The sequence below is a fragment of the Rhizobium leguminosarum genome (assembly GCF_010668065.1).
Taxonomy (GTDB): Bacteria; Pseudomonadota; Alphaproteobacteria; order Rhizobiales; family Rhizobiaceae; genus Rhizobium; species Rhizobium leguminosarum_S.
The window spans coordinates 624753-650685 of the sequence record NZ_WUEN01000004.1 but is presented as its reverse complement, the minus strand read 5'-3'; the positions used below and the strand labels follow the sequence as shown (position 1 = coordinate 650685).

Annotated in this window: 22 protein-coding genes and 1 pseudogene; 15 read left to right on the top strand and 8 right to left on the bottom strand. The window is 61.1% G+C overall.

Going from position 1 to position 25933, the window contains the following annotated elements; translation table 11 throughout:
- The 3 genes and pseudogenes from GR198_RS15355 to GR198_RS15345 all read left to right on the top strand — a co-directional run.
- Window positions 1-108: pseudogene (locus tag GR198_RS15355) on the top strand (IS5/IS1182 family transposase); the annotation flags it as partial.
- A gap of 215 nt (window positions 109-323) precedes the next feature.
- On the top strand, window positions 324-926 hold the full coding sequence (locus GR198_RS15350; RefSeq protein WP_164046657.1) for an SCO family protein: 603 nt from the start codon (window positions 324-326) through the stop codon (window positions 924-926).
- Between the two features lie 67 nt (window positions 927-993).
- Entirely contained in the window at window positions 994-1872 is an 879-nt protein-coding gene (locus GR198_RS15345; RefSeq protein WP_029870273.1) for a 50S ribosomal protein L11 methyltransferase, read from the top strand.
- A 259-nt stretch (window positions 1873-2131) separates the two neighbouring features.
- Here the strand turns inward: GR198_RS15345 and GR198_RS35405 are convergent, their stop codons facing one another.
- Entirely contained in the window at window positions 2132-2305 is a 174-nt protein-coding gene (locus GR198_RS35405; RefSeq protein ID WP_003541368.1) for a hypothetical protein, read from the bottom strand.
- Between the two features lie 279 nt (window positions 2306-2584).
- On the opposite strand from GR198_RS35405, the gene GR198_RS15340 reads away from it, so the two are divergent.
- Window positions 2585-4420 carry an aminopeptidase P family protein gene (locus GR198_RS15340; RefSeq protein WP_164069200.1) on the top strand — a complete coding sequence of 612 codons (1836 nt, stop codon included), beginning with the start codon at window positions 2585-2587 and terminating at the stop codon, window positions 4418-4420.
- Between the two features lie 69 nt (window positions 4421-4489).
- On the opposite strand, the gene GR198_RS15335 is transcribed toward GR198_RS15340, so the two are convergent.
- Complete coding sequence (locus GR198_RS15335; protein ID WP_003541364.1) at window positions 4490-4798, bottom strand: AzlD family protein; 309 nt, start codon at window positions 4796-4798, stop codon at window positions 4490-4492.
- Between the two features lie 3 nt (window positions 4799-4801).
- Entirely contained in the window at window positions 4802-5533 is a 732-nt protein-coding gene (locus GR198_RS15330) for an AzlC family ABC transporter permease (RefSeq protein WP_029870276.1), read from the bottom strand.
- A 132-nt stretch (window positions 5534-5665) separates the two neighbouring features.
- Between GR198_RS15330 and GR198_RS15325 the strand changes: the two genes are divergently transcribed.
- Window positions 5666-5929 carry a DUF2164 domain-containing protein gene (locus GR198_RS15325; protein WP_164069199.1) on the top strand — a complete coding sequence of 88 codons (264 nt, stop codon included), beginning with the start codon at window positions 5666-5668 and terminating at the stop codon, window positions 5927-5929.
- Window positions 5930-6063: 134 nt separating this feature from the next.
- On the opposite strand, the gene GR198_RS15320 is transcribed toward GR198_RS15325, so the two are convergent.
- The 3 genes from GR198_RS15320 to GR198_RS15310 form a co-directional block, all read right to left on the bottom strand.
- Window positions 6064-6729, bottom strand: coding sequence for a dihydrofolate reductase family protein (locus GR198_RS15320; RefSeq protein WP_164069198.1), 666 nt, complete (start codon window positions 6727-6729; stop codon window positions 6064-6066).
- A gap of 98 nt (window positions 6730-6827) precedes the next feature.
- A complete protein-coding gene (gene pncA, locus GR198_RS15315; RefSeq protein ID WP_164069197.1) occupies window positions 6828-7454 on the bottom strand; it encodes a bifunctional nicotinamidase/pyrazinamidase in 627 nt (208 codons plus the stop codon).
- Window positions 7455-7786: 332 nt separating this feature from the next.
- Window positions 7787-8284 (bottom strand): EF-hand domain-containing protein, encoded by a 498-nt coding sequence (locus GR198_RS15310; protein WP_164069196.1) that lies wholly within the window; start codon window positions 8282-8284, stop codon window positions 7787-7789.
- A 401-nt stretch (window positions 8285-8685) separates the two neighbouring features.
- Here GR198_RS15310 and GR198_RS15305 point away from each other — a divergent pair, with 401 nt between their 5' ends.
- Complete coding sequence (locus tag GR198_RS15305) at window positions 8686-9033, top strand: hypothetical protein (protein ID WP_029870281.1); 348 nt, start codon at window positions 8686-8688, stop codon at window positions 9031-9033.
- 128 nt (window positions 9034-9161) lie between these two features.
- Here the strand turns inward: GR198_RS15305 and GR198_RS15300 are convergent, their stop codons facing one another.
- Window positions 9162-11642 (bottom strand): ATP-dependent helicase, encoded by a 2481-nt coding sequence (locus GR198_RS15300; protein ID WP_164069195.1) that lies wholly within the window; start codon window positions 11640-11642, stop codon window positions 9162-9164.
- 248 nt (window positions 11643-11890) lie between these two features.
- On the opposite strand from GR198_RS15300, the gene GR198_RS15295 reads away from it, so the two are divergent.
- The 9 genes from GR198_RS15295 (at window position 11891) to GR198_RS15255 (ending at window position 25471) form a co-directional block, all read left to right on the top strand.
- Window positions 11891-12367, top strand: a complete 477-nt coding sequence (locus tag GR198_RS15295; protein WP_029870283.1) for a VOC family protein — start codon at window positions 11891-11893, stop codon at window positions 12365-12367.
- Between the two features lie 412 nt (window positions 12368-12779).
- A complete protein-coding gene (locus GR198_RS15290) occupies window positions 12780-14723 on the top strand; it encodes a PrkA family serine protein kinase (protein ID WP_029870285.1) in 1944 nt (647 codons plus the stop codon).
- Between the two features lie 12 nt (window positions 14724-14735).
- Window positions 14736-16010: a YeaH/YhbH family protein gene (locus GR198_RS15285; RefSeq protein ID WP_164069194.1), complete on the top strand. Its 1275-nt coding sequence runs from the start codon at window positions 14736-14738 to the stop codon at window positions 16008-16010.
- Complete coding sequence (locus GR198_RS15280; RefSeq protein ID WP_164069193.1) at window positions 16007-17557, top strand: SpoVR family protein; 1551 nt, start codon at window positions 16007-16009, stop codon at window positions 17555-17557. Before GR198_RS15285 ends, GR198_RS15280 begins: the two co-directional genes overlap by 4 nt.
- Before the next feature lie 156 nt (window positions 17558-17713).
- The gene (locus GR198_RS15275) at window positions 17714-18634 is read left to right on the top strand and encodes an adenylate/guanylate cyclase domain-containing protein (protein ID WP_164069192.1); all 921 of its coding nucleotides are present in this window, start codon (window positions 17714-17716) and stop codon (window positions 18632-18634) included.
- Window positions 18635-18902: 268 nt separating this feature from the next.
- On the top strand, window positions 18903-20114 hold the full coding sequence (locus GR198_RS15270; protein ID WP_164069191.1) for an efflux RND transporter periplasmic adaptor subunit: 1212 nt from the start codon (window positions 18903-18905) through the stop codon (window positions 20112-20114).
- Window positions 20111-23266: an efflux RND transporter permease subunit gene (locus tag GR198_RS15265; protein WP_164069190.1), complete on the top strand. Its 3156-nt coding sequence runs from the start codon at window positions 20111-20113 to the stop codon at window positions 23264-23266. The genes GR198_RS15270 and GR198_RS15265 overlap by 4 nt, the downstream gene beginning before the upstream one ends.
- Before the next feature lie 273 nt (window positions 23267-23539).
- Window positions 23540-24538: a flagellin N-terminal helical domain-containing protein gene (locus GR198_RS15260; protein ID WP_164069189.1), complete on the top strand. Its 999-nt coding sequence runs from the start codon at window positions 23540-23542 to the stop codon at window positions 24536-24538.
- A gap of 267 nt (window positions 24539-24805) precedes the next feature.
- Entirely contained in the window at window positions 24806-25471 is a 666-nt protein-coding gene (locus GR198_RS15255; RefSeq protein WP_003541337.1) for an OmpA family lipoprotein, read from the top strand.
- Window positions 25472-25522: 51 nt separating this feature from the next.
- On the opposite strand, the gene GR198_RS15250 is transcribed toward GR198_RS15255, so the two are convergent.
- The gene (locus GR198_RS15250; RefSeq protein ID WP_164069188.1) at window positions 25523-25930 is read right to left on the bottom strand and encodes a DUF2000 family protein; all 408 of its coding nucleotides are present in this window, start codon (window positions 25928-25930) and stop codon (window positions 25523-25525) included.
- Between the last annotated feature and the right edge of the window lie 3 nt (window positions 25931-25933).

Here is a 25933-nt window from a genome sequence, read left to right as displayed (position 1 = left end):
TTCTGCCGCCTGAAGGATTGGAGGCGCATCGCAACACGATACGACAAGCTCATGATCAACTTCGAGGCAACTTGCTACATCGCTGCTCTCGTCATTTGGTGGGCATGATTGAGTCTGGAGCCTAGAGGTAAGCTATTCAAACACATGCATTTTCGATCCGTGCAGATTCCTGAGGGCGGATTTCGTTGTCGTGGCAGTTTCTACCGGTGAGACAATTCAACACGGGTTCGAAAACATATTCTTGAATTGCGCGCCTCCGGTCGAGGCTATAATCACGCCAGCAGGGGCGGGCGGCACATCCGCCTGAATCGAGGATCATGCCAATGAAGACATTCCGCATCGCCGTCTGGGTCGGTGTCCTGATACTTGCCGGGTTTCTTGGCGCGTACACGCTCTACCTGACGAAGTCGAAGAATGTCGTGGCGGAAGCGCCTTTCGGCGTGCCCTTCACCCTGGTCTCTCAGAGGGGGCAGCCGATCACCGAAGAGGCGCTGCGCGGCAAGCCGACGGCGCTGTTCTTCGGCTTCACCCATTGCCCGGAAGTCTGCCCGACGACGCTTTTCGAGTTGAACGGCTGGATGGAGAAGGTCGATCCGAAGGGCGATAAGCTGCAGGCCTATTTCGTGACCGTCGATCCGGAGCGCGACACGCCCGAGATCATGAACGAATACGTCTCCAACGTTTCCAAGCGCATCACCGGCATTTCCGGCGCGCCTGACAAGATCGCCGAGGTCGTCAAGGGGTTCCGCGTCTACGCCAAGAAGGTGCCGGTCGACGAGAAGGATCCGAACGGCGACTATACGATGGATCACACCGCCTCGGTCTTCCTGCTCGATTCGGCCGGGCGGTTTTCCGGAACAATCGCCTATGGCGAAAACCCGGACACGGCGGTAAAGAAGCTGGAGAATCTCGTCAACAAGGGGTGATGGTTTCAGCGTGATGGGGCGTTGGCTCGACCGTGGCGGGCAACGGAAACGGGAAAGACCGCCTATCGTGAGTGAAATCCGCCTTTACGTGACGACGACCGAAAGCAAGGCCGAAGAGATCCTCGACCTTCTGAGCGCGGTCTTCGGTGAAGAAGACTTTGCCATCGGCACCACCGAGATCGATGAGAAGAAGGATATCTGGGAAGCCTCGATCTACATGATGGCCGAGGACGAGGCTGAGGTGCAATCCCGCGTCGAGGACGCATTGAAGGCTTCTTTCCCTGATGCCCGGCTGGAGCGGGAAGTCATCCCCGAGATCGACTGGGTAGTGAAATCGCTGGAGGGGCTGAAGCCCGTCCGGGCGGGGCGTTTCCTGGTACATGGCTCGCATGACCGCGACAAGATCCGCCCCGGCGACATCGCCATCGAGATCGATGCCGGCCAGGCCTTCGGCACCGGCCATCACGGCACGACGGCCGGCTGCCTCGAGGTGATCGATAGCGTGGTGCGTTCGCGCCCGGTCCGCAACGCGCTCGATCTCGGCACCGGCAGCGGCGTACTGGCGATTGCGGTGCGCAAGCTCAGGAACATACCGGTGCTGGCGACCGACATCGATCCGATCGCGACGAAGGTGGCGGCGGAGAACGTGCGCCGCAACGGCATCGCCTCGGGCATCGTCACCAGGACCGCGCCGGGCTTTCACTCGACGGCCTTTTCCGAGCATGGTCCCTTCGATCTCATCATCGCCAACATTCTCGCCCGGCCGCTGATCCGCATGGCGCCGAAGCTTGCGACGCATCTTGCGCCTGGCGGATCGGTCATTCTCTCCGGCATCCTTGCCGGGCAACGCTGGAAGGTGATTGCCGCCTATAGTGGCGCGAGGCTTCGCCATGTCAGAACTATCTGGCGCAACGGCTGGGTGACTATTCATCTCGATCGGCCCTAATGCGCGTCGCATAGAATTTGATTCATGCGACGCGGTTAGGTCCTTGTCTTTATACAAGTCATCCCCAAACCGCTGCACAGTCTTCGGCGGCATGCATCGGATCCCAGAACGGCAAAAGAAAAAGGCGGTGCCGATGGCACCGCCTTGGACCGGTCTATCCGGTCAATGCCCGCGAGCTCAAGGGGAGGAGTGCTCGAGCGGGCTCTACTGCATTCCAATAGGCCGGTCCGGGAGGGAGGAGACGGACTGGCTTTCAGGCTTAGAACGCGTAGCTGGGGGCGCCCTTGTGGCGCGTGGCCCGCTGGCCGGCGCCGAGCAGCTTGAGGCTGTCCTCGTTCTGCGGGCGGCGGGCGCCGATCACGTGACGCACGGTCTGGCGTTCGCCAGCCTGCACCGGGCTGCTATATGCGAAGCGCGAGAGAGAGGCGGTCATTTCAAGAATTCCTTTGTTTACAGGTTCATCGCGAACCGTTCGATGACGCCTATATAGCTATTCTGAAATGCGGAGGCAGAGGGTTTTGCTCATGGGAGCCATGCGGCCAATGCATAAAGCGTGCCAAATTAACTTTTGGCGTCACAGTTCTGTCAAAATGTTGAGCGGTCCCAAGGGTTTCGACTCGTTTTGTCGCTTTTTCTCCCCAGCGATTGAAATTTCGCTAACATGGCCGGCATCCCATTAACCGGATTCGTCTCAATCATTCGGGTTTCCAGCATGTTCCAGTCTTTCGAGGTTACCTCCACGCCGCAATTTGGCAGGGATCGTGTATCGGCGCTGCGCGCTAGTTTCGATTCGCTCGGCATCGACGCCTTCCTCGTGCCGCGCGCCGATGAATTCAACGGCGAATATGTTCCCGCATGTTCGGAGCGCTTGGCATGGCTGACGGGCTTTACCGGCTCGGCCGGCATTGCGCTGATCCTGCGCACGCAGGCGATCGTCTTCGTCGACGGACGCTATGTGACGCAACTTGCCGAACAGGTCGACGGTTCGGTCTTTTCGGGCGGCGATCTCGTCAACGAGCCGCCGCATGTCTGGCTTGCCGCAAACGGTGCCAAGGGGCTGCGGCTCGGCATCGATCCCTGGCTGCATGCCGGGGCCGAGGTGCGCCGTCTGGAAAGGGCACTGTCGGAGATCGGCGGCACACTGGTCTTCCTGCCGCACAATCCGCTCGACAGGCTTTGGGCCGACCGGCCGGCCGAGCCGCTTGGCGCAGTCAGCATCCAGAACGTCGCGCAGGCCGGCGTGCTGGCGAGAGAGAAGATCGCGACGATCGCCGCGGATCTTTCGAAGAAGAACCTTGCGGCGGTGTTGATCGCCGATCCCTCTTCGGTCGCCTGGACTTTCAATATTCGCGGCGCCGATGTGCCGCACACGCCGCATCCGCTGGCGCGCGCCATCATGCATGCCGACGGCCGGGCGGAGATCTTCCTCGACAAGCGCAAGACCGGCATCGAGCCGGAGGCCTATCTCGCGCAGATCTGCACGCAGCTGCCGCCATCGGCGCTGGAAGAAAAGCTCGCCGCCGTTTCCAGGGATGGCGGCCGCGTGCTGATTGATCCTGACATCGCCGCCTATGCGCTGGCCGAGATCATCCGCAAGGCGGGCGGCGAAGTGGTGGAGGGCGCCGATCCCGCCAAGTTGCCGCGCGCAGTGAAGAATGACGTCGAGATCAACGGCTCGGCCGCCGCGCATCTGCAGGACGGGGCGGCGATGGTGGAATTCCTTTATTGGCTGTCGCAGGCGAAGCCCGGCACGGTGAGCGAGATCACGGCTGCCGAGCATCTCGAAGCGGCGCGCGCCCGCGTCGGCCAGAGCATGCAGAACCCGCTGAAGGACATTTCCTTCGACACGATTTCGGGCGCCGGCGAACATGCGGCGATCATGCATTACCGCGTGACGACCGAGACCAACCGGATGATCGAGGCCGGCGAACTCTTCCTGATCGATTCCGGCGCGCAATATATCAACGGCACGACCGATATTACCCGCACCGTCGGCATCGGCGCGGTCTTGGAAGAGCATCGCCGCTTCTTCACGCTGGTGCTGAAGGGGATGATAGAGATCAGCACGGCGCGTTTCCCGAAGGGCACACGCGGCTGCGACCTCGATCCGCTGGCGCGCATCGCGCTGTGGCGGGCCGGCGCCGATTTCGCTCACGGCACAGGCCACGGCGTCGGCTCCTATCTCTCGGTGCATGAGGGGCCGCAGCGTATCTCCAGGCTTTCGACGCAGGAACTGCTGCCCGGCATGATCCTTTCGAACGAGCCTGGCTATTACCGGCCCGGCAGCTTCGGCATTCGCATCGAGAACCTGATCTATGTGCGCGGGGCCGAAGAGATCGAGGGCGGCGATGCGCCGATGCTCGGCTTCGAGACACTGACCTTCTGCCCGATCGACCGCAGCCTCGTCATTCCCGAGCTTCTGACCCATGACGAGCTGCGCTGGTTCAACGACTATCATCGCCGTACATGTCAGGCGCTGATGCCGCTCATCCATGATCACGACGTCAGGGCGTGGCTCGAAAACGCGACGCTGCCGCTGGAATATTGAGAAAACGGCATTACAACGTCGGCGACGCTGTAATGCCTTGAATTTCTGCGCCGGCTTTCGGGCCGGTGCTCAGGCGCCGATCGTGTGGCGCCAGCTCATCACGACGATCCAGGCGGCGACCAGCATCCATGTATGGCTGAAGCGCAGGCCGATGAAGAGGGCGACGATCAGCGCCAGCTTCGATTCCCAGCCGCCGATGAAGAAGGCGGGCGCGACCAGCGTCGTCAGCACGGCGGCCGGCACGGCATTCAGCGCCGCCTCCATGCGCGGGGGAATGCTCTTCATTCGGGTGATGAGGATATAGCCGCCGATGCGGGTGGCGAAGGTGGCGGCGGCGGCTGCGAGGATGACGAGCGCCATGTGAAGATCGAATTCCATGGCTCAGACCTCGTGCACTTCGGATTTAAGGGCGTCGGCTTCGAGATCAGTCTCTTGCGTCGGCAAAGGCAGCACGGCGGCGAGCGCGATGCCGACGGCAGCACCGAGGCTGACATGCCAGGGCGAGCCGACATAGCGGTAGGCGAGTACGGAAGCCACCGCGCTGACGAGCGCCACGGGCAGGAAATTGTCTCGCTTGCGGAAGCCGAGGACGATGCCGAGGAAATAGGCCGGCAGCAGGATGTCGAGGCCGATGGCCTTGGGATCGCCAATGAAGCCGCCGAGCATGCCGCCGGCGACGCTGATCAGCACCCAGGGAATGTAGATGATGATGGCGAAGCCGAAATACCACGCGAAGGTGAGTTGGCGGCCGGCCTCGCCGCGCTTGACCGCTTCGGCGAATTGCGGATCGACGAGCAGGAAGAAGGTGAAGAATTTCTGCACCGGCGTGAAATGGCCGATGTAACGCGCCAGCGCCGCCGAATAGAGCACGTGGCGGAAATTGACGGCGAGGATCGACAGCACGATCAGCCAGGCATGGACATTGTGACCGAAGAGTTCGATGCCGACCATCTGGCTGGCGCCGGCATAGACGGTGGCGCTCATGAAGGCGGCTTCGGAGAGCGACATGCCGTTTTCGACCGCAAGCGCTCCGAAGAGAGCGCCAAAAGGCGCCGATGCCAGCGCAACGGCGGAGCCGCCCCGCAAACCTTCAACAAAGTCGGCGCGATTCATGGGATCTTTCCTGTTGGAATTCAGGTTTCCCCTTATGGTCTACGGCTTGCAACGGCAATTGAATTTCATTGATTGACCAATCGATTTTGCTGAACCATCAAAGTCCCGATCGCATTCGGCAAAGAGGCAAACATGAAGAAGATCGAATTTTCGAAGGAGGCGAAGGCGACGATCGTTGCCAGCATTCGCCGCTATTTCGACGCTGAGCTCGACCAGCCGATCGGCGCGCTGTCGGCGGAATTCCTGCTCGATTTCTTCGCGGACGAGATCGGAGCCCACTATTACAATCAGGGCCTTCGCGATGCGCATGCGGCGCTTCTGAGGAAGATGGAGGACCTGGCCGAGGACATCTATCTGCTGGAGCGAGACGACAAGAACAAGGACACTGTCCCTTAAATCGGAATCGATTTGAGGGTAAAATTGTGCAGTAATTTAAGGTTCTATAGCGTCCTTTGCGCGTCTGAGCGCGCTGTAGTCCATAAACGGGACGCGGTCGCGTCGCGGCCCGCAATCGCAGAACGCAGAGGTATTCAGCCCTCGCGCTTCATCCGCTCCCGGCGGGCGATTTCCGCCTCCGAGGGCTGCGCCAGCTCGAACGTGCCTGTCTTGATTGCGCCGGCGCGCTCGTAGACGCTCATGATGACGCCTGTCGTCGATACAGTGTTGGCAGTGAGCTTCAGCGCCTCCGGCTTGGCGCCTTGACCGAACAGGCGTTTGCCCGGGCCAAGCACGAGCGGGAAAGTCAGAAGCCGGAACTCGTCGATCAGGTCATGCGCCAATAGGGTCTGCAACAGGCCGCTGCTGCCCTGTGTCAGGAGGACGGGGCCATCCTGCTGCTTCAACCGGGCGATTTCGGCAGCTGCATTGCCGCGCAGGGCGACGGAATTTGTCCAGGTGAGCGGCTCCGTGGAAGTGGTCGCGACATATTTGGTCACGGCGTTGAAGACTTTGCCGATCGGATCGTCTTTCCCGACGAAGGGCCAGTGCGCGGCGAAGATTTCGTAGGTCTTGCGGCCGAGCAACAGTTCAAAGGGATCTGTAAAGATCCCACCCATGAACTGGCCCATTGGCTCGTCCCAATAATTGACGGTCCAGCCGCCCTCAGTGAAGCCGCCGGTCGGATCCTCACGCGGCCCGCCGGGCGCCTGCATGACGCCGTCCAAACTCACGAAGGCGGCAGCAACTAGCTTTCTCATCTCTCAACTCCCATTGTTGGTGCGTTCAGAGCCAAGGACGGATCGGCTTGCACCGATCCGACATTCGATGCGTTTTTTCGGGCGTTATCCGAGCTAAGCTAGTCGTCCAGGACCTTGGCGCTGTCGATGATCGCGATGCCATGCGTCCGCATTTCCTCGATGGCGGCGGCGACGCCTTCGGGCGTGATGCCGCGGCTTGCATCCTCGATGAAGCGCACGCGAACGTCAGGCATCATCTCCAGCGCGTCGAGCGCGGAGAACTTGACGCAATAGTCGGTCGCCAGCCCGCAGACGTCGAGGTCGGTGACGCCCTGATCCTCGAGGAAATCGGAAAGGCCGGTCGAGGCATCGCGGTCATTGTCGCGGAAGGCCGAATAGCTGTCGATATCAGGATCCTCGCCCTTCTGCTGGATCAGGTCGATCTCTTCGGATTTGAGTTCGGGATGCAATTCGGCATCGAGCGTACCCTGAATGCAGTGGTCGGGCCACATCATCTGCGGCTTGCCCGACAGTTCGCCCATTTCGAAGGGGGCGGCACCCGGATGGGCGGAGGCAAAGCTGCCGTGGCCCGACGGATGCCAGTCCTGCGAAGCGACGATCAGGTCGTATTTGCCGCTGTCGATCAGTCTGTTTGCGACGGGAACCACCTTGTCGCCGTCAGGCACCGGCAGATTGCCGCCTGGACAGAAGCCGTTCTGAATATCGACGAGCAGCAGCGCTTTCATCAAGGCCAATCCCTTCGCTTTATTGCAGTGTAAGACGCCAAGCACACTGAATGGATCAACTAGTGGATTTCCAGGCGCGGACGCGCAAGTGTTAATTCTGGCACTAGCGGTAGTAAGTCGTCGAAACAGAATGCTCTAATGCAATCATTGCGATAGCTGTCGGCGGTTCTCGTGTTGAAATGGAACGGAGGGGAGGCGTGTGCATGATTTCCGGATCGCAGACACGGCCCGCGACGGTGGCAATTGCCGGCAAATCGATCTGCCTGCGTAGGACGCTTTTGTGCGGCATCGATGGATCGAGGCTCCCCCGGCAGAGCCCGGATCTCGGCCGGCTAGACCGCCGCCACGTCTTCGGCTGCGGAGTCACCCGCTGCGGCGGAGGTGCCGTAGGTATTACGGTAGGCCTGGAGGGCCGTCTGCATGTCGCTCAGCACTTTGGTGAGGAGCGGATCGCTATCGCCTGAAGTCTTGATGCTGTTCGGATCGGCGGCGAGGAATTCGGACTCGGTCAACTTGCCGTCGCCATCCGTATCCATCGCGGCGAAGACGCCCTTGGAAGCGTCGTCGCTCTGATCGCCGTCGTCGCCCTGATCGTCACTGCCGTCGGTCTTCTGCATCGACAGCATCAGCGACAGGATGTCGGCGGTGATCTTCTTGACGATGTCGGTGCTGCTGTCGTCGCTGTCGGTCGACGCCGTGCCCGATGTCGAGGACTGCGAGGCGGCGGCCAACTCGTTCGCCGATATGACGCCGTCGCCATTCTTGTCGAGGCTGGAAAGCGGAGACTGGTACTGGGTCACTGCGCTGCCGAGAGATGAAACACTGGTCACTGGAACCTCCTTCGAAAAGTTCGTCGTGAAGCCTGCCTTTCATGGGCAGGCAGCCTCTGGGCTAAGCTGATTTGCGCGAGGCGTCAAAGCGACGTTTTGACAGGGCAGAAGTGCGATTGACGGAGCGAAGCAACGCACGTCAACCTTTCGGTTACCAAATTTTTTTCATTGGATTTGTTGGTTTTTTTGGTGATCTGTTTGTCTGGGCGCGATTAAATCCATGCCGGTGTCGCCCCGAAATTGCCGTAACGCAGCGTGCGGAGGAGCTATGCGCGGAGTGCCCGAGTTTGCGCGGCTGCGACATTTCGTCTGCTTTCTGCGAGAGGCGACGTCAGGCCGACCTTGCTCCGGGTCATGATTTCTGCCTTTCTTACCCTTGGAAGCAAGCCGGAAGCGAAGCCATGTCAGAGCCGGATCCCGACGAAAAGATCGATGCGACGTTCCGCAACGGCTCGCTGACGGCGGCCGGGATCATCCTTGGCTTCTCGCTCAATTTCATCAGTGTCTGGGTTTCCAATCCCAATGACTGGAGCCGCATCGATATCCTGCCGATGCTGTTCCTCGTCGTGGGCATCGCCATCCAGGTGAAGGTCTTTGCCGATTTGCTGGCGCGGGACTCCTTGTTTGCCGCCAAATATGACCGGTCTCGCCGGCTCTTTCTGATCGGGTTGGGAATCGTCGCCGCGGGCATGGGCATCGCGCTCGTCAACGATATTCTCGGGCTTGGAAGGATGCGGATGCTCGGGTGAGCGTTTTCGCGTCGTGCTGACTTGGATCGGTTCAGCTTTTCATGGGAGCGCAGAACCGCTCCAGTCTTTTGTTTTACGCAATTCCGGACGGAAAACCGCTTCGCACTTTTCCTGGAATTGCTCTGAGGTCACACGCGCTCGACAAATCCGTCCAGCACCCGTTTCTGTCCCGCCCGGTCGAACTCGATCGTCAGCTTGTTGCCTTCGATGCTAGTGATGTTGCCGTTGCCGAATTTCAGGTGGAACACGCGATCGCCGAGGGTGAATCTCGACGGTTCCGACGAGGTCGATTTCGCCACCAGCTCGCCTTCGATCGTGCGCCCCTTCGGGCCGCTTTCGCCATAGCCGATGCGTTCGACGGCGTGGCCGGAGCGGGTGCCCCAATTGTCGCGTGTGGCGTCGGTCTTGTTGGCCTGGGCGCGTTTCCAGCCGGGAGTGGAATAGGAGTTGGTGAAGGGTTCGGCCTTGTCGAAGCGGGACTGGCCGTAGCCGCCGCGGCCGTACCCGCCGTAGCTCTGTTCCATTTCGGCGACCTCGACATGGGTTTCCGGCAGTTCGTCGAGGAAACGCGAGGGCAGGGTCGACTGCCAGAGGCCATGGATGCGGCGGTTGGAGACGAACCAGATGTGGCAGCGGTGCTTGGCGCGGGTGATGCCGACATAGGCGAGGCGGCGTTCCTCCTCCAGGCCGGCGCGGCCGCTCTCATCCAGCGAGCGCTGGTGCGGGAAGAGACCTTCCTCCCAGCCGGGCAGGAAGACGGTGTCGAATTCCAAGCCCTTGGCCGAGTGCAGCGTCATGATCGAGACGGCATCGAGGTTCTCGTTGGTCTCGGCATCCATCACCAGGGAGACGTGTTCGAGGAAGCCGCGCATCGACTCGAAGCTTTCCATCGAGCGGATCAGTTCCTTGAGGTTTTCGAGGCGGCCGGGGGCTTCGGCGCTCTTGTCGTTCTTCCACATGTCGGTATAGCCGGACTCTTCGAGGATCTGCTCGGCAAGTTCGGTATGCGGCGTGTTTTCAAGCAGTTCCTGCCATCGGCGGAAAGATTGAATCACGTCGAAGAGCGCCTTTCGCGCCTTCGGCTTCAGCTCGTCGGTCTCGATGATGTCGGCGGCTGCCGCAAGCATCGGGATGTCGCGGGCACGCGCGTAGTCGTGCAGGGCGCGCACCGTCGTATCGCCGAGGCCGCGCTTCGGGGTGTTGACGATGCGTTCGAAAGCGAGGTCGTCGGCCGACTGCGCAACGAGGCGGAAATAGGCCATGGCATCGCGGATCTCGAGGCGCTCGTAGAAGCGCGGGCCGCCGATGACGCGATAGTTGAGGCCGAGGGTAACGAAGCGGTCTTCGAATTCGCGCATCTGGAAGGAGGCGCGCACGAGGATCGCCATGTCGTTCAAGAGATGCTTGCCGCGCTGGAGCTGCTCGATCTCCTCGCCGATGGCGCGGGCTTCCTCCTCCGAATCCCAGGAGGCGTGGACCTGCACCTTGACGTCATCAGGATCGGAGCGGTCGGTGAACAGCGTCTTGCCGAGGCGGCCCTCATTATGGGCAATCAGATGGGCGGCGGCCCCGAGGATATGTTCGGTCGAGCGATAGTTGCGCTCAAGCTTGATGACCTTGGCGCCGGGGAAATCCTTTTCGAAGCGCAGGATATTGTCGACCTCCGCGCCGCGCCAGCCATAGATCGACTGATCGTCGTCGCCGACGCAGCAGACGTTCTGCAGCTCGCCCTTGGGGCGCTGGGCGAGAAGCCGCAGCCACATATATTGGGCGGTGTTGGTGTCTTGGTACTCGTCGACGAGGATATAGCGGAAACGGCCGTGATATTCCTTCAGGAGGTCGGGATTCTTGCGGAAGATCGCGATCGGATGCATCAGCAGGTCGCCGAAATCGCAGGCGTTCAGCGTCGAGAGGCGGGCCTGGTAGGCGACATAGAGATCGCGGCCGCGGCCGTTGGCAAAGGCGCGGGCGTCGCCCTCAGGGATATCGGCGGGGCCGAGACCCTTGTTTTTCCAGGTGTCGATCATGCCGGCGAACTGCTTGGCCGGCCAGCGCTTGTCGTCGAGGCCTTCGGCCTGGATGATCTGCTTGATCAGGCGGACGACGTCGTCGGTATCGAGAATGGTGAAATCGGAGCGCAGGCCGACAAGCTCGCCGTGACGGCGCAGAAGTTTGACGCCGATCGAATGGAAGGTGCCGAGCCATGGCATGCCTTCGACGGCGCCGCCGACGAGCAGCGCGATGCGCTCCTTCATCTCGCGGGCAGCCTTGTTGGTGAAGGTGACGGCGAGGATCTGCGAGGGGAAGGCGCGGCCGGTATTGAGGAGATGGGCAATGCGGGTCGTCAATACGCGGGTCTTGCCGGTGCCGGCGCCGGCGAGCACGAGGACGGGGCCTTCCAGTGTTTCGACGGCTTCGGTCTGCTCGGGGTTCAGCCCGGCGAGGTAATCCGGTCGCTTGCCGCCGTCGCGAGCCGCCATGGCGCGGGCGGCGATGCCGCCACTGGCGGCGGGCGCCCTTTCGGCGGTTGCGGCAGGCGGCTGCGGCTTGCGCGCCATCTCACCCGGCTCTTCGTCGAAGAAGGGCATATCGTCGAAACTATTGCTCATGGCGCGTAATGTAGTGATTCGGGAAGGAAAGACCAGAAAAGATGTTCTGCTTTCATTCCCGAGCCGGCGCTATTCCAAGCGGTATGTTACGGGCGGCAATGCCACCGCCGAGCCCGGCTGTGGTCGCCATGCGGGCGGGCGGGGCTAAAAATTTCCAATCGGAGCATGTCGGAACCGGCGCTGGTGGGGCGTCCTTGGATCATCGGACAGCAGTCCGGATCAACACCCGTCAACAAGGAGGCCGTTTCATGCCGAAGGTCGTTTCAAATCTCTGGTTCGCCGAGGAAGCGCGCGAAGCCGTCGAATTCTACGTGTCTGTTATCCCGGACTCCAGGATCGGCCGCACCACCATATTGCCGGCGGAAACGCCGAGCGGGCCTCCCGGCAGCGTCGAGCTGATCGAGTTCACGCTCGCCGACCAGGCCTTTCTGGCCATGAAGGCCGGCCCGCTCGATAGTTTCAACCATTCCTTTTCGATCGCGATTCTCGTGGAAAGCCAGGCCGAGATCGATCGGATATGGGAGGCCTTTCTCGGCAATGGCGGCACGCCGGAGGCCTGCGGCTGGCTAAAGGACCGCTGGGGCCTTTCCTGGCAGATCGTGCCGCGCGTGCTGTCCGAGATGATCGCCGACAGCGACCGCGAGCGGGCCAGGCGCGTAACCGAAGTGATGCTCGGCATGGTCAAGATCGATGTGGCCGCACTGGAGAAGGCATTCAACGGCTGAGTCGCGCGGGGTAGCCGCATGATCACGATGCGGGGCGCTTGGCTGGGATGCACCGTTTTCAGCATGTCTGGAGCGGATCGGCACACGCTGTCCCGCATCGACTTTGGGCAGTTTCACAGCCAAATCGTCGATTTCTCCAGAGCTCGAATCACGGGCGACATTGCACACCCTTTTCATCTTTCTGTCACGTCGCGAAATGTGCTGATATCGCAATAGCCCTTTTCTCAACTACAATAAGAAACAGTTTCGTAGAGTAAAAAAATAACCGGTGCACGCACGTTTTTGTGCATTGCCAGAAACAGCCGGTGAGCGTGGAATATACCTGCGAAACTATTGATTCTTAGGAATGTCGTGGCCATCTCCTTTGGTATGACGACCTAGAGCCTGTGGCATTAACCTTGATGGAGGGCCCATGCTGAGCGAATCCGTATTCGATGCGTTCACCCGCAGTTATGATGCGCGTCGCGAGACCGATATGTCGATCTCGGAGTATCTCGATCTTTGCAAAAAGGAACCGCTTGCCTATGCCAATGCGACCGAGCGGCTGCTCGCCGCGATAGGCGAGCCGCAGATGGTCGACACCGCCAGGGACACGCGCCTCGGTCGGATATTCATGAACCGGACCATCCGGATCTACCCGGCCTTTGTCGGCTTCCACGGCATGGAAGAGACAATCGAACGCATCGTTTCCTTCTTCCGGCATGCAGCGCAGGGGCTCGAGGAGCGCAAGCAGATCCTCTATCTGCTCGGCCCGGTCGGCGGCGGCAAGTCATCTCTGGCCGAGCGGTTGAAGCTGCTGATGGAGCTTCATCCGATCTACGTGCTGAAGGCGGGTGACGAGATCAGCCCCGTTTTCGAAAGTCCGCTCAACCTGTTCGACCCGGACACGATGGGATCGCTCCTGCAGGAGCAATATGGCATTCCCCTGCGGCGCCTGAGCGGACTGATGAGCCCGTGGTGCCTGAAGCGGCTCGACGACTTCGGAGGCGATATTTCCCGCTTCCGCGTCGTCAGAGTACAGCCTTCGCGGTTGCGCCAGATCGCCATCGCCAAGACCGAGCCTGGAGACGAGAACAATCAGGATATCTCGTCCTTGGTCGGCAAGGTCGATATCCGAAAGCTGGAGACCTATTCCCAGAACGATCCGGATGCCTACAGCTATTCGGGCGGCCTCAACCGCGCCAATCAGGGCGTGCTCGAGTTCGTCGAGATGTTCAAGGCGCCGATCAAGATGCTGCATCCGCTGCTGACGGCGACGCAGGAAGGGAACTATATCGGCTCCGAGAATATCGGCGCCATACCCTTCACCGGCATCGTCCTTGCGCATTCGAACGAGGCGGAATGGCAGACCTTCAAGGCCAACAAGAACAACGAAGCGTTCATCGACCGTATTTGCGTGATCAAGGTGCCCTATTGCCTGCGCGTGACGGAAGAGCAGAAGATCTACGAGAAGCTGATCGAGGGATCGGAACTCGCCGATGCGCCATGCGCCCCGGCAACGCTCGAAATGCTGGCCCGCTTCTCCGTGCTTTCACGCCTGCGCAAGCATGAGAATTCGACATACTTCTCGAAGATGCGCACCTATGACGGCGAAAGCCTGAAGGAGACGGATCCGCGCGCCCGCAGTGTCCAGGAATATCGGGATGCCGCCGGCATCGACGAGGGCATGGACGGCATATCGACACGCTTCGCCTTCAAGGTGCTCGCCTCAACTTTCAATCACGACACCACGGATATCGGCGCCGATCCGGTTCATCTGATGTATGTGCTGGAGCAGTCGATCCGCCGCGAGCAGTTTTCCGACGATGTCGAGAAGCGATATCTGGAATTCATCAAGGCCGATCTTGCGCCGCGTTACGCAGAGTTCATTGGAAATGAAATCCAGAAGGCCTATCTTGAGTCCTATGCGGATTACGGACAGAATCTGTTCGACCGCTACGTGGACTATGCCGATGCCTGGATCGAAGATGTGGACTTCAAGGATCCCGATACCGGCCAGCTTCTCGATCGCGAGCTCCTCAACCAGGAACTGACGAAAATCGAAAAGCCGGCAGGAATCGCCAATCCGAAGGATTTCCGCAACGAAATCGTCAAGTTCTGCTTGAGATCGCGGGCAGCTAACGGCGGAAAGAATCCGTCATGGACGAGCTACGAGAAAATCCGGGAAGTCATCGAAAAGCGAATGTTCTCGCAGGTCGAAGATCTTTTGCCGGTTATTTCCTTCGGATCGAAGAAGGATTCCGAAACGGAAAAGAAGCACAGCGAATTCGTCTCGCGCATGGCCGCGCGGGGTTACACGGAGAGGCAGGTTCGGCGCCTCGTCGAATGGTACATGCGCGTCAAACAGGCAAGTTAATGTGGAGCCAATATGCACATTGTCGACCGTCGGCTAAATCCGCGCGGTAAAAGTCTGGAAAATCGGCAACGGTTTCTTCGGCGCATGAAAGGCGCCGTGCAGCAGGCGGTAAAGCGTTCTCTGCAAAACCGGAACATTCGCGATGTGCTCGACGGCGGGGAAATCAGCCTGCCGATCGATGGAATGGCCGAGCCGAACTTGAGAAGGGGCGACGGCGGCATCCGCGACCATATCCTGCCTGGAAACAGGGCCTTCGTCGAAGGCGACATTCTTCCGCGCCCGCCGGGGAGCAGGGGCGGAAAACCCAAGGATGCGGGTGACGGCGACGGCGAGGACGGCTTCCGCTTCGTGCTGACGCGCGAGGAATTCCTCGATGTGTTCCTGGACGATCTGGAACTGCCCGACCTTGCCAAGCGGCGCCTGGCCGAAACCGAGGAGGAAACTCCGTTCCGTGCCGGTTATTCCGTGTCGGGATCGCCGTCCAACATCGCCGTCGGTCGCACGACCAGGCTCGCGATGATGCGCCGTGTCGCGCTTCACCGTCCGCGCCGCGAGGAAATCGAAGCCCTGCAGCGGCAGATCGAGGAATGCGAGGACGACGAGAGCCGGCTGGCGCTTGAGGCAAAACTCAAATCCCTGACGGAAAAAAGCCGGCGCATTCCCTATATCGATCCGCTCGACGTGCGGTATCGCCGCTTCGAAAACGAGCCGAAACCTGTGGCGAAAGCCGTGATGTTCTGCTTGATGGACGTCTCCGGTTCCATGTCGGAACACATGAAGGACCTGGCGAAGCGGTTTTACCTGCTGCTCTACCTTTTCCTGTCGAAGCGCTACAAGAAAGTGGAGATCGTCTTCATCCGCCATACCGACAAGGCCGAGGAAGTCGACGAGGAAACCTTCTTCTATGGCCCGGCAACGGGCGGCACCCTGGTTTCCAGTGCGCTGGCGGCAATGCGGGCGATCATCGCGGCGCGTTTCGATCCGGCGGAATGGAATATCTATGGCGCCCAGGCCTCGGACGGCGACAACGCCCATTCGGACGGGAACTTGAGCGGACAGCTGCTGCGCGAGATTTTGCCGCTGTGCCAGTATTTCGCCTATATCGAAGTCGGCGAAGAAGGCGGTGACTCCTCAGTATCCCGCTCACCGCTTTGGATGCTCTATGACGGGATCCGTTCCGAGCTGCAGCCGCTTTCGATGCGCAAGGTCTGCCGGCGAAACGAAATATTCCCTGTTTTCCACGATCTCTTCCAGAAACGTGACGCACAGTCGAAGGTGACGCCATGACCATGACGATGAGGCCACGAGAGCGGCTATTATTCGAGGGGGCCGACTGGGACTTTTCAACACTCCAGCGCATCCACGACGCCTGCGAGGAGATTGCGCTCGGCGAACTCGGCCTCGACGTCTATCCGAACCAGATCGAAGTCATCACCTCGGAGCAGATGCTCGATGCCTATTCCTCGACCGGCATGCCGCTCTTCTACCGCCATTGGTCCTTCGGCAAACACTTCGCGCATCACGAAACCTTCTACCGCCGCGGGATGCGCGACCTCGCCTATGAGATCGTCATCAACAGCTCGCCCTGCATCTCCTACCTTATGGAGGAAAACACGGCGACGATGCAGACGCTCGTCACCGCGCATGCGGCCTTCGGCCACAACCATTTCTTCAAGAACAACTATCTCTTCAAGCTCTGGACCGATGCGGAGGGCATCCTCGATTACCTCGATTTCGCCAAGGGTTATATCACCCGCTGTGAGGAACGTTACGGCGAGACGGCTGTCGAGCGCACGCTCGACGCAGCCCATGCGCTGATGTCGCACGGGGTGCATCGATACGCGGGCAAGACCACGATCGATCTTCGCCAGGAGGAAAAGCGGCAGCAGGAGCGCCGCGCCCACGAGGAGCAGATGTTCAACGATCTGTGGCGCACGGTTCCCGTCGGTAAGGCCCGAAAGGCGGGTGACATCGGCTTGGAAAAGCGCCGCGCCGCCCTCGGGCTTCCGCAGGACAACATCCTTTATTTTCTTGAAAAGTCGGCGCCGCGGCTGCAGCCGTGGCAGCGCGAGATCCTTCGCATCGTCCGCCACGTCGCACAATATTTCCATCCCCAGCGGCAGACCAAAGTGATGAACGAGGGAACCGCCACCTTTGTCCACTACCAGATCATGACCCGCCTTCACGAGCGGGGGCAGATCAGCGACGGAAACTTCCTCGAATTCCTGAAGTCGCACGCCAACGTCGTGTTTCAGCCAAGCTATGACGACCGGCGGTTCTCGGGCTTCAACCCCTATGCGCTTGGTTTTGCGATGATGCAGGATATCGAGAGGATCGTCACGACGCCGACGGAAGAGGACCGTGCATGGTTCCCCGATATCGCCGGACGAGGCGATGCGATGGCGGTTCTTCGCGACATCTGGGCCAATTACCGGGACGAGAGCTTCATCAGCCAGTTCCTGAGCCCGAACCTGATCCGGCAGTTGCGGCTGTTCCATCTCTACGACGATCCGGAACAGACCGAGGGAGTGCTGGTTTCGGCGATCCACAATGAGCGCGGATATTTGCGCATCCGCCGCCAGCTCTCCCGCGAATACGATATCGGCTGGACCGATCCGGCAATCGATATCGTCGATGTCGACCTCGCCGGCGACCGCCGGCTGTTGCTGCAGCACATCGTCATGAATGGCTGCTATCTTCAGGACAATGACACGAAACTCGTCCTGCAGCATCTCGCCGATCTCTGGGGCTATGACGTGTTGCTTCAGGAAATCGACAGTTCCAGCACGGTGGCGAGAGAACACACGGCGAGCCCGCGCAAGATCGTTCAGTGATCACCGATTATGCTGACGGGCGATAATGAACAATTATCGGTGGCAACAAACACAAAGCCTTAGTAGTTTACCGCCGTTGCAATCGCCCATTTGATCTCGACCAGTTTCACCCTTTGCAGCGATCTTCCGGGGCGGATAGCGCGGAGACGAAAGACCATGAGTGAAACGCGGCGCAAGCTGACGACGATCTTCTGTGCTGACGTGCAGGACTATACGCGGCTGATGGGGGCTGACGAGGAGGGGACGCTTGCAAGCCTGAAGCGCTGCCGGGAGGCGATGGGGCGCCTGATCGAAAGCCATGGTGGCCGTGTCATCAATACCTGGGGCGACGGGCTGATCGCCGATTTCCCGAGCGTGGTCGAGGCGGTGCGTGCGGCCGTCGACACCCAGAACGAACTCGCGGGTTTCAACGCCCGCCGCCCGGCCGACGGTCGCATGCTCTTCCGCATCGGCATCAATCTCGGCGACGTAATCGTCGAGGGCGACGACATCTATGGCGACGGCGTCAACATCGCCGCGCGGCTGCAGACGTCGGCTGCTGCAGGCGGCATCGTGATATCGAGCACCGTCTATGACCAGGTCCGCAACAAGGTGGCTGTTGGTTTCGAGTTTCTCGGGCCGCTTATGGTGAAAAATGTCGATGAAGGCGTGCCGAGCTACGCGGTGAAGATCGGCGATGCCAGGGACGAGACGCCATCTGCAGAACGATCCGGATCCGCGCGGCCGCAGCCGGCGCCGGTTATGGCGGCAGCTAAGGCCGAGACAACCCCAGCACCGGGCGGACGCAGGCTGTATGGCGTGCTCGGCATCGTCGCCGCCGTCCTAATCGGTATCAACCTCCTGTCGTGGCAGGGCGTCTTCTGGGCGCGTTTTCCGGTGCTCGCGCTTGCCGTCATCGCGGCGCTCGCCTGGAACCGCGATCAGATCCTGTTCAACCGCAAGATCACCTTGCTGGCGATCCTGGCGCTTGGCCTTGCCGGCATCAACCTCTTCACCTGGACGGGGCAGTTCTGGGCAGTGTGGCCGATACTGGGGATTGCGGCTGTCATGGGCGTGCGGTGGTCGATGCGTCGATAGGCATCCAACCCGCATCCTCAGGGATTTTGTACGGTATCTTGCTCGACAATCGGCGGGATCAAAGACACGGGCGAGTGTTCATTCAAGCAAAAGTGAGCGGCCGGGTTATTTCCATTCTTTGCTGATATTACAAATCGGTAATGCCGGCTGCTTATGCTTGCCGGTAAGCTGTAAACGCGCGATATTGTCGCATTAGACGGGAATCTCGATCCCGCAGCGCCTCTTTCGACCGACCCTGGTCCAACCTCGAGTCCCTCCGGAGACGTGAATGGCCTTTTGGAAGCAGTTTGCACTGTCGCTCATCGTCATTATTGCCGGCTTTGCCGCGTGGGTTTTCTTCGTGCCCGGCGCTGGCGATACGATGCGCGATGCAGGCATTCCAGACAGCATCGTTTCCAAGATCGCGCCGAAGGCCGAGGAGACGGCCGATGCCGACGCTACCGCCCGGGCGCAAGGGCAGCAGCGTGGCGAGGGACAAGGGCAGGGACAGAACCGCCGCAATGGCGGTGGGCGCAACAACACCGTTCTCGTCGCGACGCAGGCCGTCGTCCAGGGTATCGTCAACGACCGGCTGAACGCCATCGGCACGGGTGACGCGATCCGTTCGGTGGCGGTCACGCCGCAGGCATCCGGTACGATCCGCGAAATCCTCATCAAGTCGGGCGACAGGGTGAAGGCCGGCCAGGTGCTCGCCAAGCTCGACAGCGAGGAGCAGGTGATCGCCCGCGGCCAGGCTGATGTGGCGGTCAAGGCCGCCGTCGAGAAGTCCAATCTCTATCACAACATCAAGTCCAGCGTGTCGCGCATGGACGTGTTCGATTCGGAGATCGCCGAGCAGGGCGCGCGGTTGCAGCTGCAGGCCGCCGAGCTCAATCTCGCCCGGCGCAACATCACCGCGCCGATCGACGGCATCGTCGGCATTGTGCCGGTCAATATCGGCGACAATGTTACGACGAGCATCCCGATCGTCACTCTTGACGACCGTTCGGAAATCCTCGTCGATTACTGGGTGCCGGAGCGCTTCGCCAATACGGTGTCGGTCGGCCAGCCGGTCGAGGCGATGTCTGTGGCAAGGCCGGGGCAGGTGTTTTCGGGCGTGGTCGAAGCTGTCGACAACCGCATCGACGCGGCAAGCCGTACGCTTCGTCTGCGCGCCCGGATCGACAACGGTTCCGATGAGCTGCGTGCCGGCATGTCCTTCAGTGTCAGCATGAAATTTCCTGGCAACAAATATCCAGCTGTCGACCCGGTCTCCGTGCAGTGGGATTCGCAGGGCTCCTTCGTCTGGCAGGTCAACGACGACAAGTCGCATAAGGTGCGGGTCAGCATCGTGCAGCGCAACCCGGATTTCGTGCTCGTCAAAGCCGATCTCAAGGATGGCGACGTGATCGTCACACAGGGACTGCAGCGCGTGCGTGAGGGTGGGGCGGTGCGCGTGAGCGCCGATGTCGCCGCGACCGCGGAGGTCGCCACCCAATGAACGTGACCGAGATTCATCACGACAGGACGACAGGCAAGCAGGGCTTCACCGCGCTTTTCGTTCGCCGGCCGATCCTGGCGCTGGTGTTCAACACGCTGATGGTCGTCGCCGGCCTTGCCGCCTATGTCGGCGTCGAGGTGCGCGAATTGCCGGATGTCGACCGTCCCGTCGTCACCGTGCGCACCACCTTCGACGGCGCGGCGCCGCAGACGATCGACCAGGAATTGACCAAGGTGATCGAGGGCGCCGTTGCCCGCGTCAGCGGCCTGAAGTCGATCTCGTCCACCTCTTCCTTCGGCCAGAGCCGGGTGACACTGGAATTCTCGGACGCGATCGATCTCGCCGTCGCCGCCAACGACGTGCGCGACGCGATCGGCCGCATCACCCAGAACCTGCCCGACGAGGCGGATGCGCCGCAGATCGTCAAGGCGGATTCGGATTCCTCAGCGATCATGCGGCTCGCCGTTACCTCCACCAATCTCAACATGGACGACCTGACGCAGCTCGTCGAAAACGAGGTGATCGACCGTCTCGCCTCCGTCGACGGCGTTGCCGACGTCGAGGAATATGGCGACCAGGAGAAGGTTTTCCGGGTCGATGTCGACCAGGGCGCGCTTGCCAGCCGTGGGCTCACCATCGGCGACCTGACGAAGGCGCTCGACAATTCCGCGCTCGACGTGCCGGCCGGCTCGCTGAAGAGCAACACGCAGGACATCGTCGTGCGCGCCACGGCGAACCTCCAGACGCCGGCTGATTTTTCCAACGTCATCCTGCAGGACCGCGTCCGGCTCGGCGATGTCGCGACCGTCACGCTCGGCCCGCGCGACGGCGAAACGGCGCTGCGCTCGAACGGCAAGCCCGGCATCGGCCTCGGCATTATTCGCCAGGCGCAGTCGAACACGCTGAATATCTCGACCGGCATCAAGGCCGCCGTCGACCAGCTGTCGAAGACGCTGCCCGAGGGCACGACGATCGCGATCACCAGCGACGATGCCGTCTTCATCCAGGGTGCGATCCATGAGGTCGTGCTGGCGTTGGTGCTTGCCGCCGTTATCGTCACCGCCGTCATCTATCTCTTCCTGCGCGATTGGCGGGCGACGCTGATCCCGGCGGTCAGCATGCCCGTGGCGCTGATCGGTACGCTGGCGGCGATCTACATGGTCGGCTTCTCGATCAACATCCTGACGCTGCTGGCGATCGTGCTGGCGACCGGCCTCGTCGTCGACGACGCGATCGTGGTGCTCGAAAACATCGTGCGCCGGCGCGCCGAGGGCATGGGACCGCGGGCTGCGGCCGTGCTCGGCACGCGCGAGGTGTTCTTCGCCGTCGTCGCGACGACGGCGACGCTGGCGGCCGTGTTCATTCCGCTCTCCTTCCTGCCTGGCCAGGTCGGCGGCCTCTTTCGCGAATTCGGCTTCGTGCTCGCCTTCTCGGTCGGGCTGTCGTCGATCGTGGCGTTGACGCTGTGCCCGATGCTTGCGTCGCGCATGCTGACGAAGCCGATGCTCGAGGATCACGGCTTGCTCGGCCGTTTCGGCGGGGCGCTCGCCAATCTTTACAAATGGGCGCTGCACGGTTGTCTCAACGCGCCCTTCGTCGTCATCCTGTTCTCGGTGATCTTTGCCGGTGCAGCACTCGTCGCCTTCTCCACAGTCAAAAGCGAGCTGACGCCTGAGGAGGACCGGTCGATGGTGATGATGCGGCTGACGACGCCGCAGGGATCGAGCCTTGAATATACCCGCGACAAGATGCAGCTCGTCGAGGAATATCTACAGCCGCTGGTCGACAGCGGCGACATCCGCAACGTCTTCTCGATCTCCGGCCAGGGCGGCTCGCTGAACAGCGGCTTCATGGTGCTGACGCTTGCTCCCTGGGGCGAGCGCCAGCGGACGCAGACGGAGATCGTCGGCGATATCAACCAGGCGGCCTCCCGGGTGCCGGCGCTGCGCGGCAACGCCATCTCCTCCAACAGCCTGCGCATCCGCGGCGCCGGCAGCGGCCTGCAAATGGCGCTGATCGGCAATGATCATGAGGCGCTGACGGCGGCGGCCGCCAAGCTGGTGCAGGCGCTCGAAGCCACTGGCCGATACAACACGCCGCGCCTGACCAACGAGCCCAGCCAGGCGCAGGTGTCGGTGACGATCGACCGCGAGCGCGCTTCCGATCTCGGCATCGACATTACCGGGCTTTCGACGGCGATCCAGTCGCTGCTCGAAGGACGTTCGGTGGTCGACGTCTTCGTCGACGGCGAATCCTATCCTGTGCTGCTGACCTCGACGACGCGGCCGATCGACGACCCGACCGACCTCGAAAACGTGTTCCTGAAGACCGGCGACGGCAAGATCGTGCCGATGTCGGTCATCGCCTCGATGAAGGAGGGCTCGGTCGCGCCGCAGCTCAACCGCGAGCAACAGCTCGCTTCCGTGGCGATCACCGCCGGTCTGACGGACGGTATGTCGCTCGGCGATGCCGTCAAGGAAGTGACGGAACTTGCCGAGCCGCTGCTGCCGCCCGGCTCACGCCTGCTGCCGCTTGCCGAAGCCGCAACGCTCGAAGAGAATTCGAGCGGCATGGCGCTGACCTTCGGCTTCGCCATCGTCATCATCTTCCTGGTGCTGGCCGCGCAGTTCGAAAGCGTGCTCTCCTCGCTGATCATCATGTCGACGGTGCCGCTCGGCCTTGCCTGCGCCGTCTTCGCACTTGTTATCACCGGCTCCAGCCTCAACATCTACAGCCAGATTGGCCTGGTGCTGCTGGTCGGCGTCATGGCGAAGAACGGTATCCTGATCGTCGAATTCGCCAATCAGCTGCGCGACCGGGGCGAGGACGTGCGGTCCTCGATCGAGAAGGCCTGCGCGCTGCGTCTGCGTCCGGTGATGATGACGATGATCGCCACCATCCTCGGCGGCGTGCCGCTGGTTTTTGCCCATGGCGCCGGTGCCGAAGCACGCGTTGCGCTCGGCTGGGTGATCGTCGGCGGCCTCGGTTTCGCGACGCTGGTGACGCTGTTCATCACGCCGGTCGCCTATCTGCTGCTTGCCCGCTTCGCCAAGCCGCACGCCCACGAGGAAGCGCGCCTGCACGAAGAGATGTCGGTCGCCACACGGCCGCGCGCCGCACCCGATGACGAGCAACTGCAGGCCGCCGAATAAGGTTTTATCCGATTACGAAACGCCGCCGGCCAACCTCGTCCGGCTGCGTTTCTTATGGTGTATGAAACCTTGCAAAATTAGCTAAATTACTTTTGAAGTTTAGCCGTTTGTTAAGCATAAACGGCAATGATTGTGACCAGTAACCGACTGGTCTTCTTCGTTTCTTGAAGGCTGCGACGCGCTGGAGTTTCAGCGACCCCGGACATGAATGTCCGTGCGGCACGGTTCATTTTTAGTTCAGTTTGCGTCTGTTGTGTTTTGGAGTTTAGTCCCGTGAGTATTTATCAGCGCGTCTCCGTGGATGCGGCGCTTTATGTGCTGCGCGATATCAATCGGAATATGACGGTCACGCAGAACCACATCACGACGGGTATGCGTGTCGCAAAAGCCAGCGACAACGCCGTCTACTGGTCGATCGCCACCACCGCGCGGACCGACAATAAAGCCGTTTCGGCCATCCAGGATGCGCTCGGCATGGCCGCGGCGACGATGGGAACGGCCTATACCGGCGTTCAGAGCGTCATCGACGTCGTCTCCGAAATCAAGGCAAAGCTGGTTGCCGCAACCGAAGACGGCATCGACAAGAACAAGATCAACGAAGAGATCAAACAGCTGCAGGAGCAGCTGCGCAGCGTTTCGGAATCGGCGACCTTCAACAGCGACAACTGGGTGGTCCTCACCAACGATACGACGCCGACGCAGCCGCGCCAGATCCCGGCCTCGTTTATCCGCAACGCCGACGGCACGATCTCGATCGGCATGCTGAGCTACCATATCGACAATACGCCCGTCGGAGCGACGACCTCCAAGGACGCGCGCTACCTGATCGACGACCGTGCCACCGGTTCCGGCGAATACGGGGTGCTGACATCGGCCTATTTCGCCACCGAACTCGGTGCTGCGCAAAATTACGTGCTGATGACGAGCAAGAACGGCACCACCACCGGGCAGGTGGCGATCTCGGTGACATCAAGCACGACGCAGGGCCAGATCGGCCAGATGATCAGCGTCGTCGATGCCGCGCTGACGCAGCTGACGACGGTCGGTTCGGCCTTCGGCGCGCTGGAAAAGCGCATCAACCTGCAGAACGACTTCGCCACGAAACTGCACGACAACATCACCGCCGGCATCGGCCGGCTTGTCGATGCCGACATGGAGGAGGAGTCGAGCAGGCTGCGGGCGTTGCAGACGCAGCAGCAGCTCGGCCTGCAGTCGCTGAACATCGCCAATGCTACCTACGACACCATGCGGCAGTTGTTCCAGAATTTCTAAGAGTGGGTCGATCCAACACGCGCTATAGAGACGTCAGTCGATGACGGCAATGAAGGGCACCATCGGTCTGAAAGCCGCAATGGCAGGCACGCCTTATGCCTATGGAGGCGTAGGAGCGGTCATCCGCTAAAACTGGTGATATCAGCGCATTCCCGCAACATGGCTGTGTTTCGACGTCCGAATTTGCCCTATCAGGAGAGCATCTTCATTTTCTTGCCGCAATCCTTGCCATTTGCTCGCATCAGTCGAACGGAGACCGTCCTGTCCATGATCAAAAAATTCATACTTCTCGCTATTGCCGCAAGCTATCTCAGCGCCTGCACGACGACCGATCCCTATACCGGTGAACAGAAGGTTTCCAACACAGCCGGCGGCGCGGCGCTTGGTGCCCTCGGCGGTGCTCTCGTCGGCGTGGCTGTCGGCGGCGGCGGCCACGGCAAGCGTAACGCGGCTCTGATCGGCGCAGGCGTCGGCGCTCTCGCAGGCGGCGCGATCGGCAATTACATGGACCAGCAGGAATCCGAGCTTCGCGCCCAGCTCGAAGGCACCGGCATTTCGGTGACCCGCAATGGCGACAACATCATCCTCAACATGCCGTCGAACATCACCTTCGACGTCGATCAGGACGCGGTGAAGCCGGGCTTCTATCCGACGCTGAATTCGGTGGCGATCGTGTTGCGCAAGTTCAACCGCACGCTGATCGACGTCAACGGCCATACGGATTCAACCGGCAGCCTGCAGCACAATCAGGACCTGTCGCAGCGCCGCGCACTTTCGGTCGCCGATTATCTCGGCGGCCAGGGCATCGACCAGCGCCGCGTCTCCGCCGTCGGCTTCGGTCCGTCGCAACCCGTTGCTTCCAATGCGAGCGAGGCCGGCCGAGCGCAGAACCGCCGCGTCGAGATCCAGATCGCGCCGATCACGCAGGGCTGATTCTGGCTCATACCGTTTGCGGAAAGGCCGGGTCACGCCCGGCCTTTTTCGTCAGTGCTGCATCGTCGCGCCCTTGGTGATCTTGTCGACGATCTTCTTTTCGGCGCGCAGGGCGATACCGACCACCTTGGCGTCTTCGGGAGCAAATTCTGCGAAGACGGCGCGGTTGGCCGCGTCGTGGCCGGTCGCAAACATCTCCTCGATAAACAGCGAGCTGGTGATATCGCGCTCCAGCGCGCGGCGGTGAACGGCTGATATGGTCGCCTCGTCGGCGGAGAGCACGATGATCGGCTGGATCGATAAGGGATTGTAGAGATTGCCGGCGCGGTCCCTGTAGACTTCACCGATGATCTCGGGATGCCGGCCGGCGATGCCTGTCATCAGGAAGGCGGTGACGTTCAGCTTCTGCCAGCCGGCAAGATTGTTTCGCAGGACGACGGCAATTTTGGTATCAAACATCGG

Excerpts from the sequence above, each read along its gene's own strand:
- GR198_RS15285 (WP_164069194.1), top strand. The coding sequence starts at position 14,736 with ATGCACATTGTCGACCGTCGGCTAAATCCGCGCGGTAAAAGTCTGGAA.
- pncA (WP_164069197.1), bottom strand. The coding sequence starts at position 7,454 with ATGAAAGCGCTGCTGCTCGTCGATATTCAGAACGGCTTCTGTCCAGGC.
- GR198_RS15340 (WP_164069200.1), top strand. The coding sequence starts at position 2,585 with ATGTTCCAGTCTTTCGAGGTTACCTCCACGCCGCAATTTGGCAGGGAT.
- GR198_RS15320 (WP_164069198.1), bottom strand. The coding sequence starts at position 6,729 with ATGAGAAAGCTAGTTGCTGCCGCCTTCGTGAGTTTGGACGGCGTCATG.
- GR198_RS15295 (WP_029870283.1), top strand. The coding sequence starts at position 11,891 with ATGCCGAAGGTCGTTTCAAATCTCTGGTTCGCCGAGGAAGCGCGCGAA.
- GR198_RS15250 (WP_164069188.1), bottom strand. The coding sequence starts at position 25,930 with ATGTTTGATACCAAAATTGCCGTCGTCCTGCGAAACAATCTTGCCGGC.
- GR198_RS15305 (WP_029870281.1), top strand. The coding sequence starts at position 8,686 with ATGTCAGAGCCGGATCCCGACGAAAAGATCGATGCGACGTTCCGCAAC.
- GR198_RS15275 (WP_164069192.1), top strand. The coding sequence starts at position 17,714 with ATGAGTGAAACGCGGCGCAAGCTGACGACGATCTTCTGTGCTGACGTG.
- GR198_RS15255 (WP_003541337.1), top strand. The coding sequence starts at position 24,806 with ATGATCAAAAAATTCATACTTCTCGCTATTGCCGCAAGCTATCTCAGC.
- GR198_RS15265 (WP_164069190.1), top strand. The coding sequence starts at position 20,111 with ATGAACGTGACCGAGATTCATCACGACAGGACGACAGGCAAGCAGGGC.
- GR198_RS15330 (WP_029870276.1), bottom strand. The coding sequence starts at position 5,533 with ATGAATCGCGCCGACTTTGTTGAAGGTTTGCGGGGCGGCTCCGCCGTT.
- GR198_RS15270 (WP_164069191.1), top strand. The coding sequence starts at position 18,903 with ATGGCCTTTTGGAAGCAGTTTGCACTGTCGCTCATCGTCATTATTGCC.
- GR198_RS15290 (WP_029870285.1), top strand. The coding sequence starts at position 12,780 with ATGCTGAGCGAATCCGTATTCGATGCGTTCACCCGCAGTTATGATGCG.
- GR198_RS35405 (WP_003541368.1), bottom strand. The coding sequence starts at position 2,305 with ATGACCGCCTCTCTCTCGCGCTTCGCATATAGCAGCCCGGTGCAGGCT.
- GR198_RS15335 (WP_003541364.1), bottom strand. The coding sequence starts at position 4,798 with ATGGAATTCGATCTTCACATGGCGCTCGTCATCCTCGCAGCCGCCGCC.
- GR198_RS15350 (WP_164046657.1), top strand. The coding sequence starts at position 324 with ATGAAGACATTCCGCATCGCCGTCTGGGTCGGTGTCCTGATACTTGCC.
- GR198_RS15325 (WP_164069199.1), top strand. The coding sequence starts at position 5,666 with ATGAAGAAGATCGAATTTTCGAAGGAGGCGAAGGCGACGATCGTTGCC.
- GR198_RS15300 (WP_164069195.1), bottom strand. The coding sequence starts at position 11,642 with ATGAGCAATAGTTTCGACGATATGCCCTTCTTCGACGAAGAGCCGGGT.
- GR198_RS15280 (WP_164069193.1), top strand. The coding sequence starts at position 16,007 with ATGACCATGACGATGAGGCCACGAGAGCGGCTATTATTCGAGGGGGCC.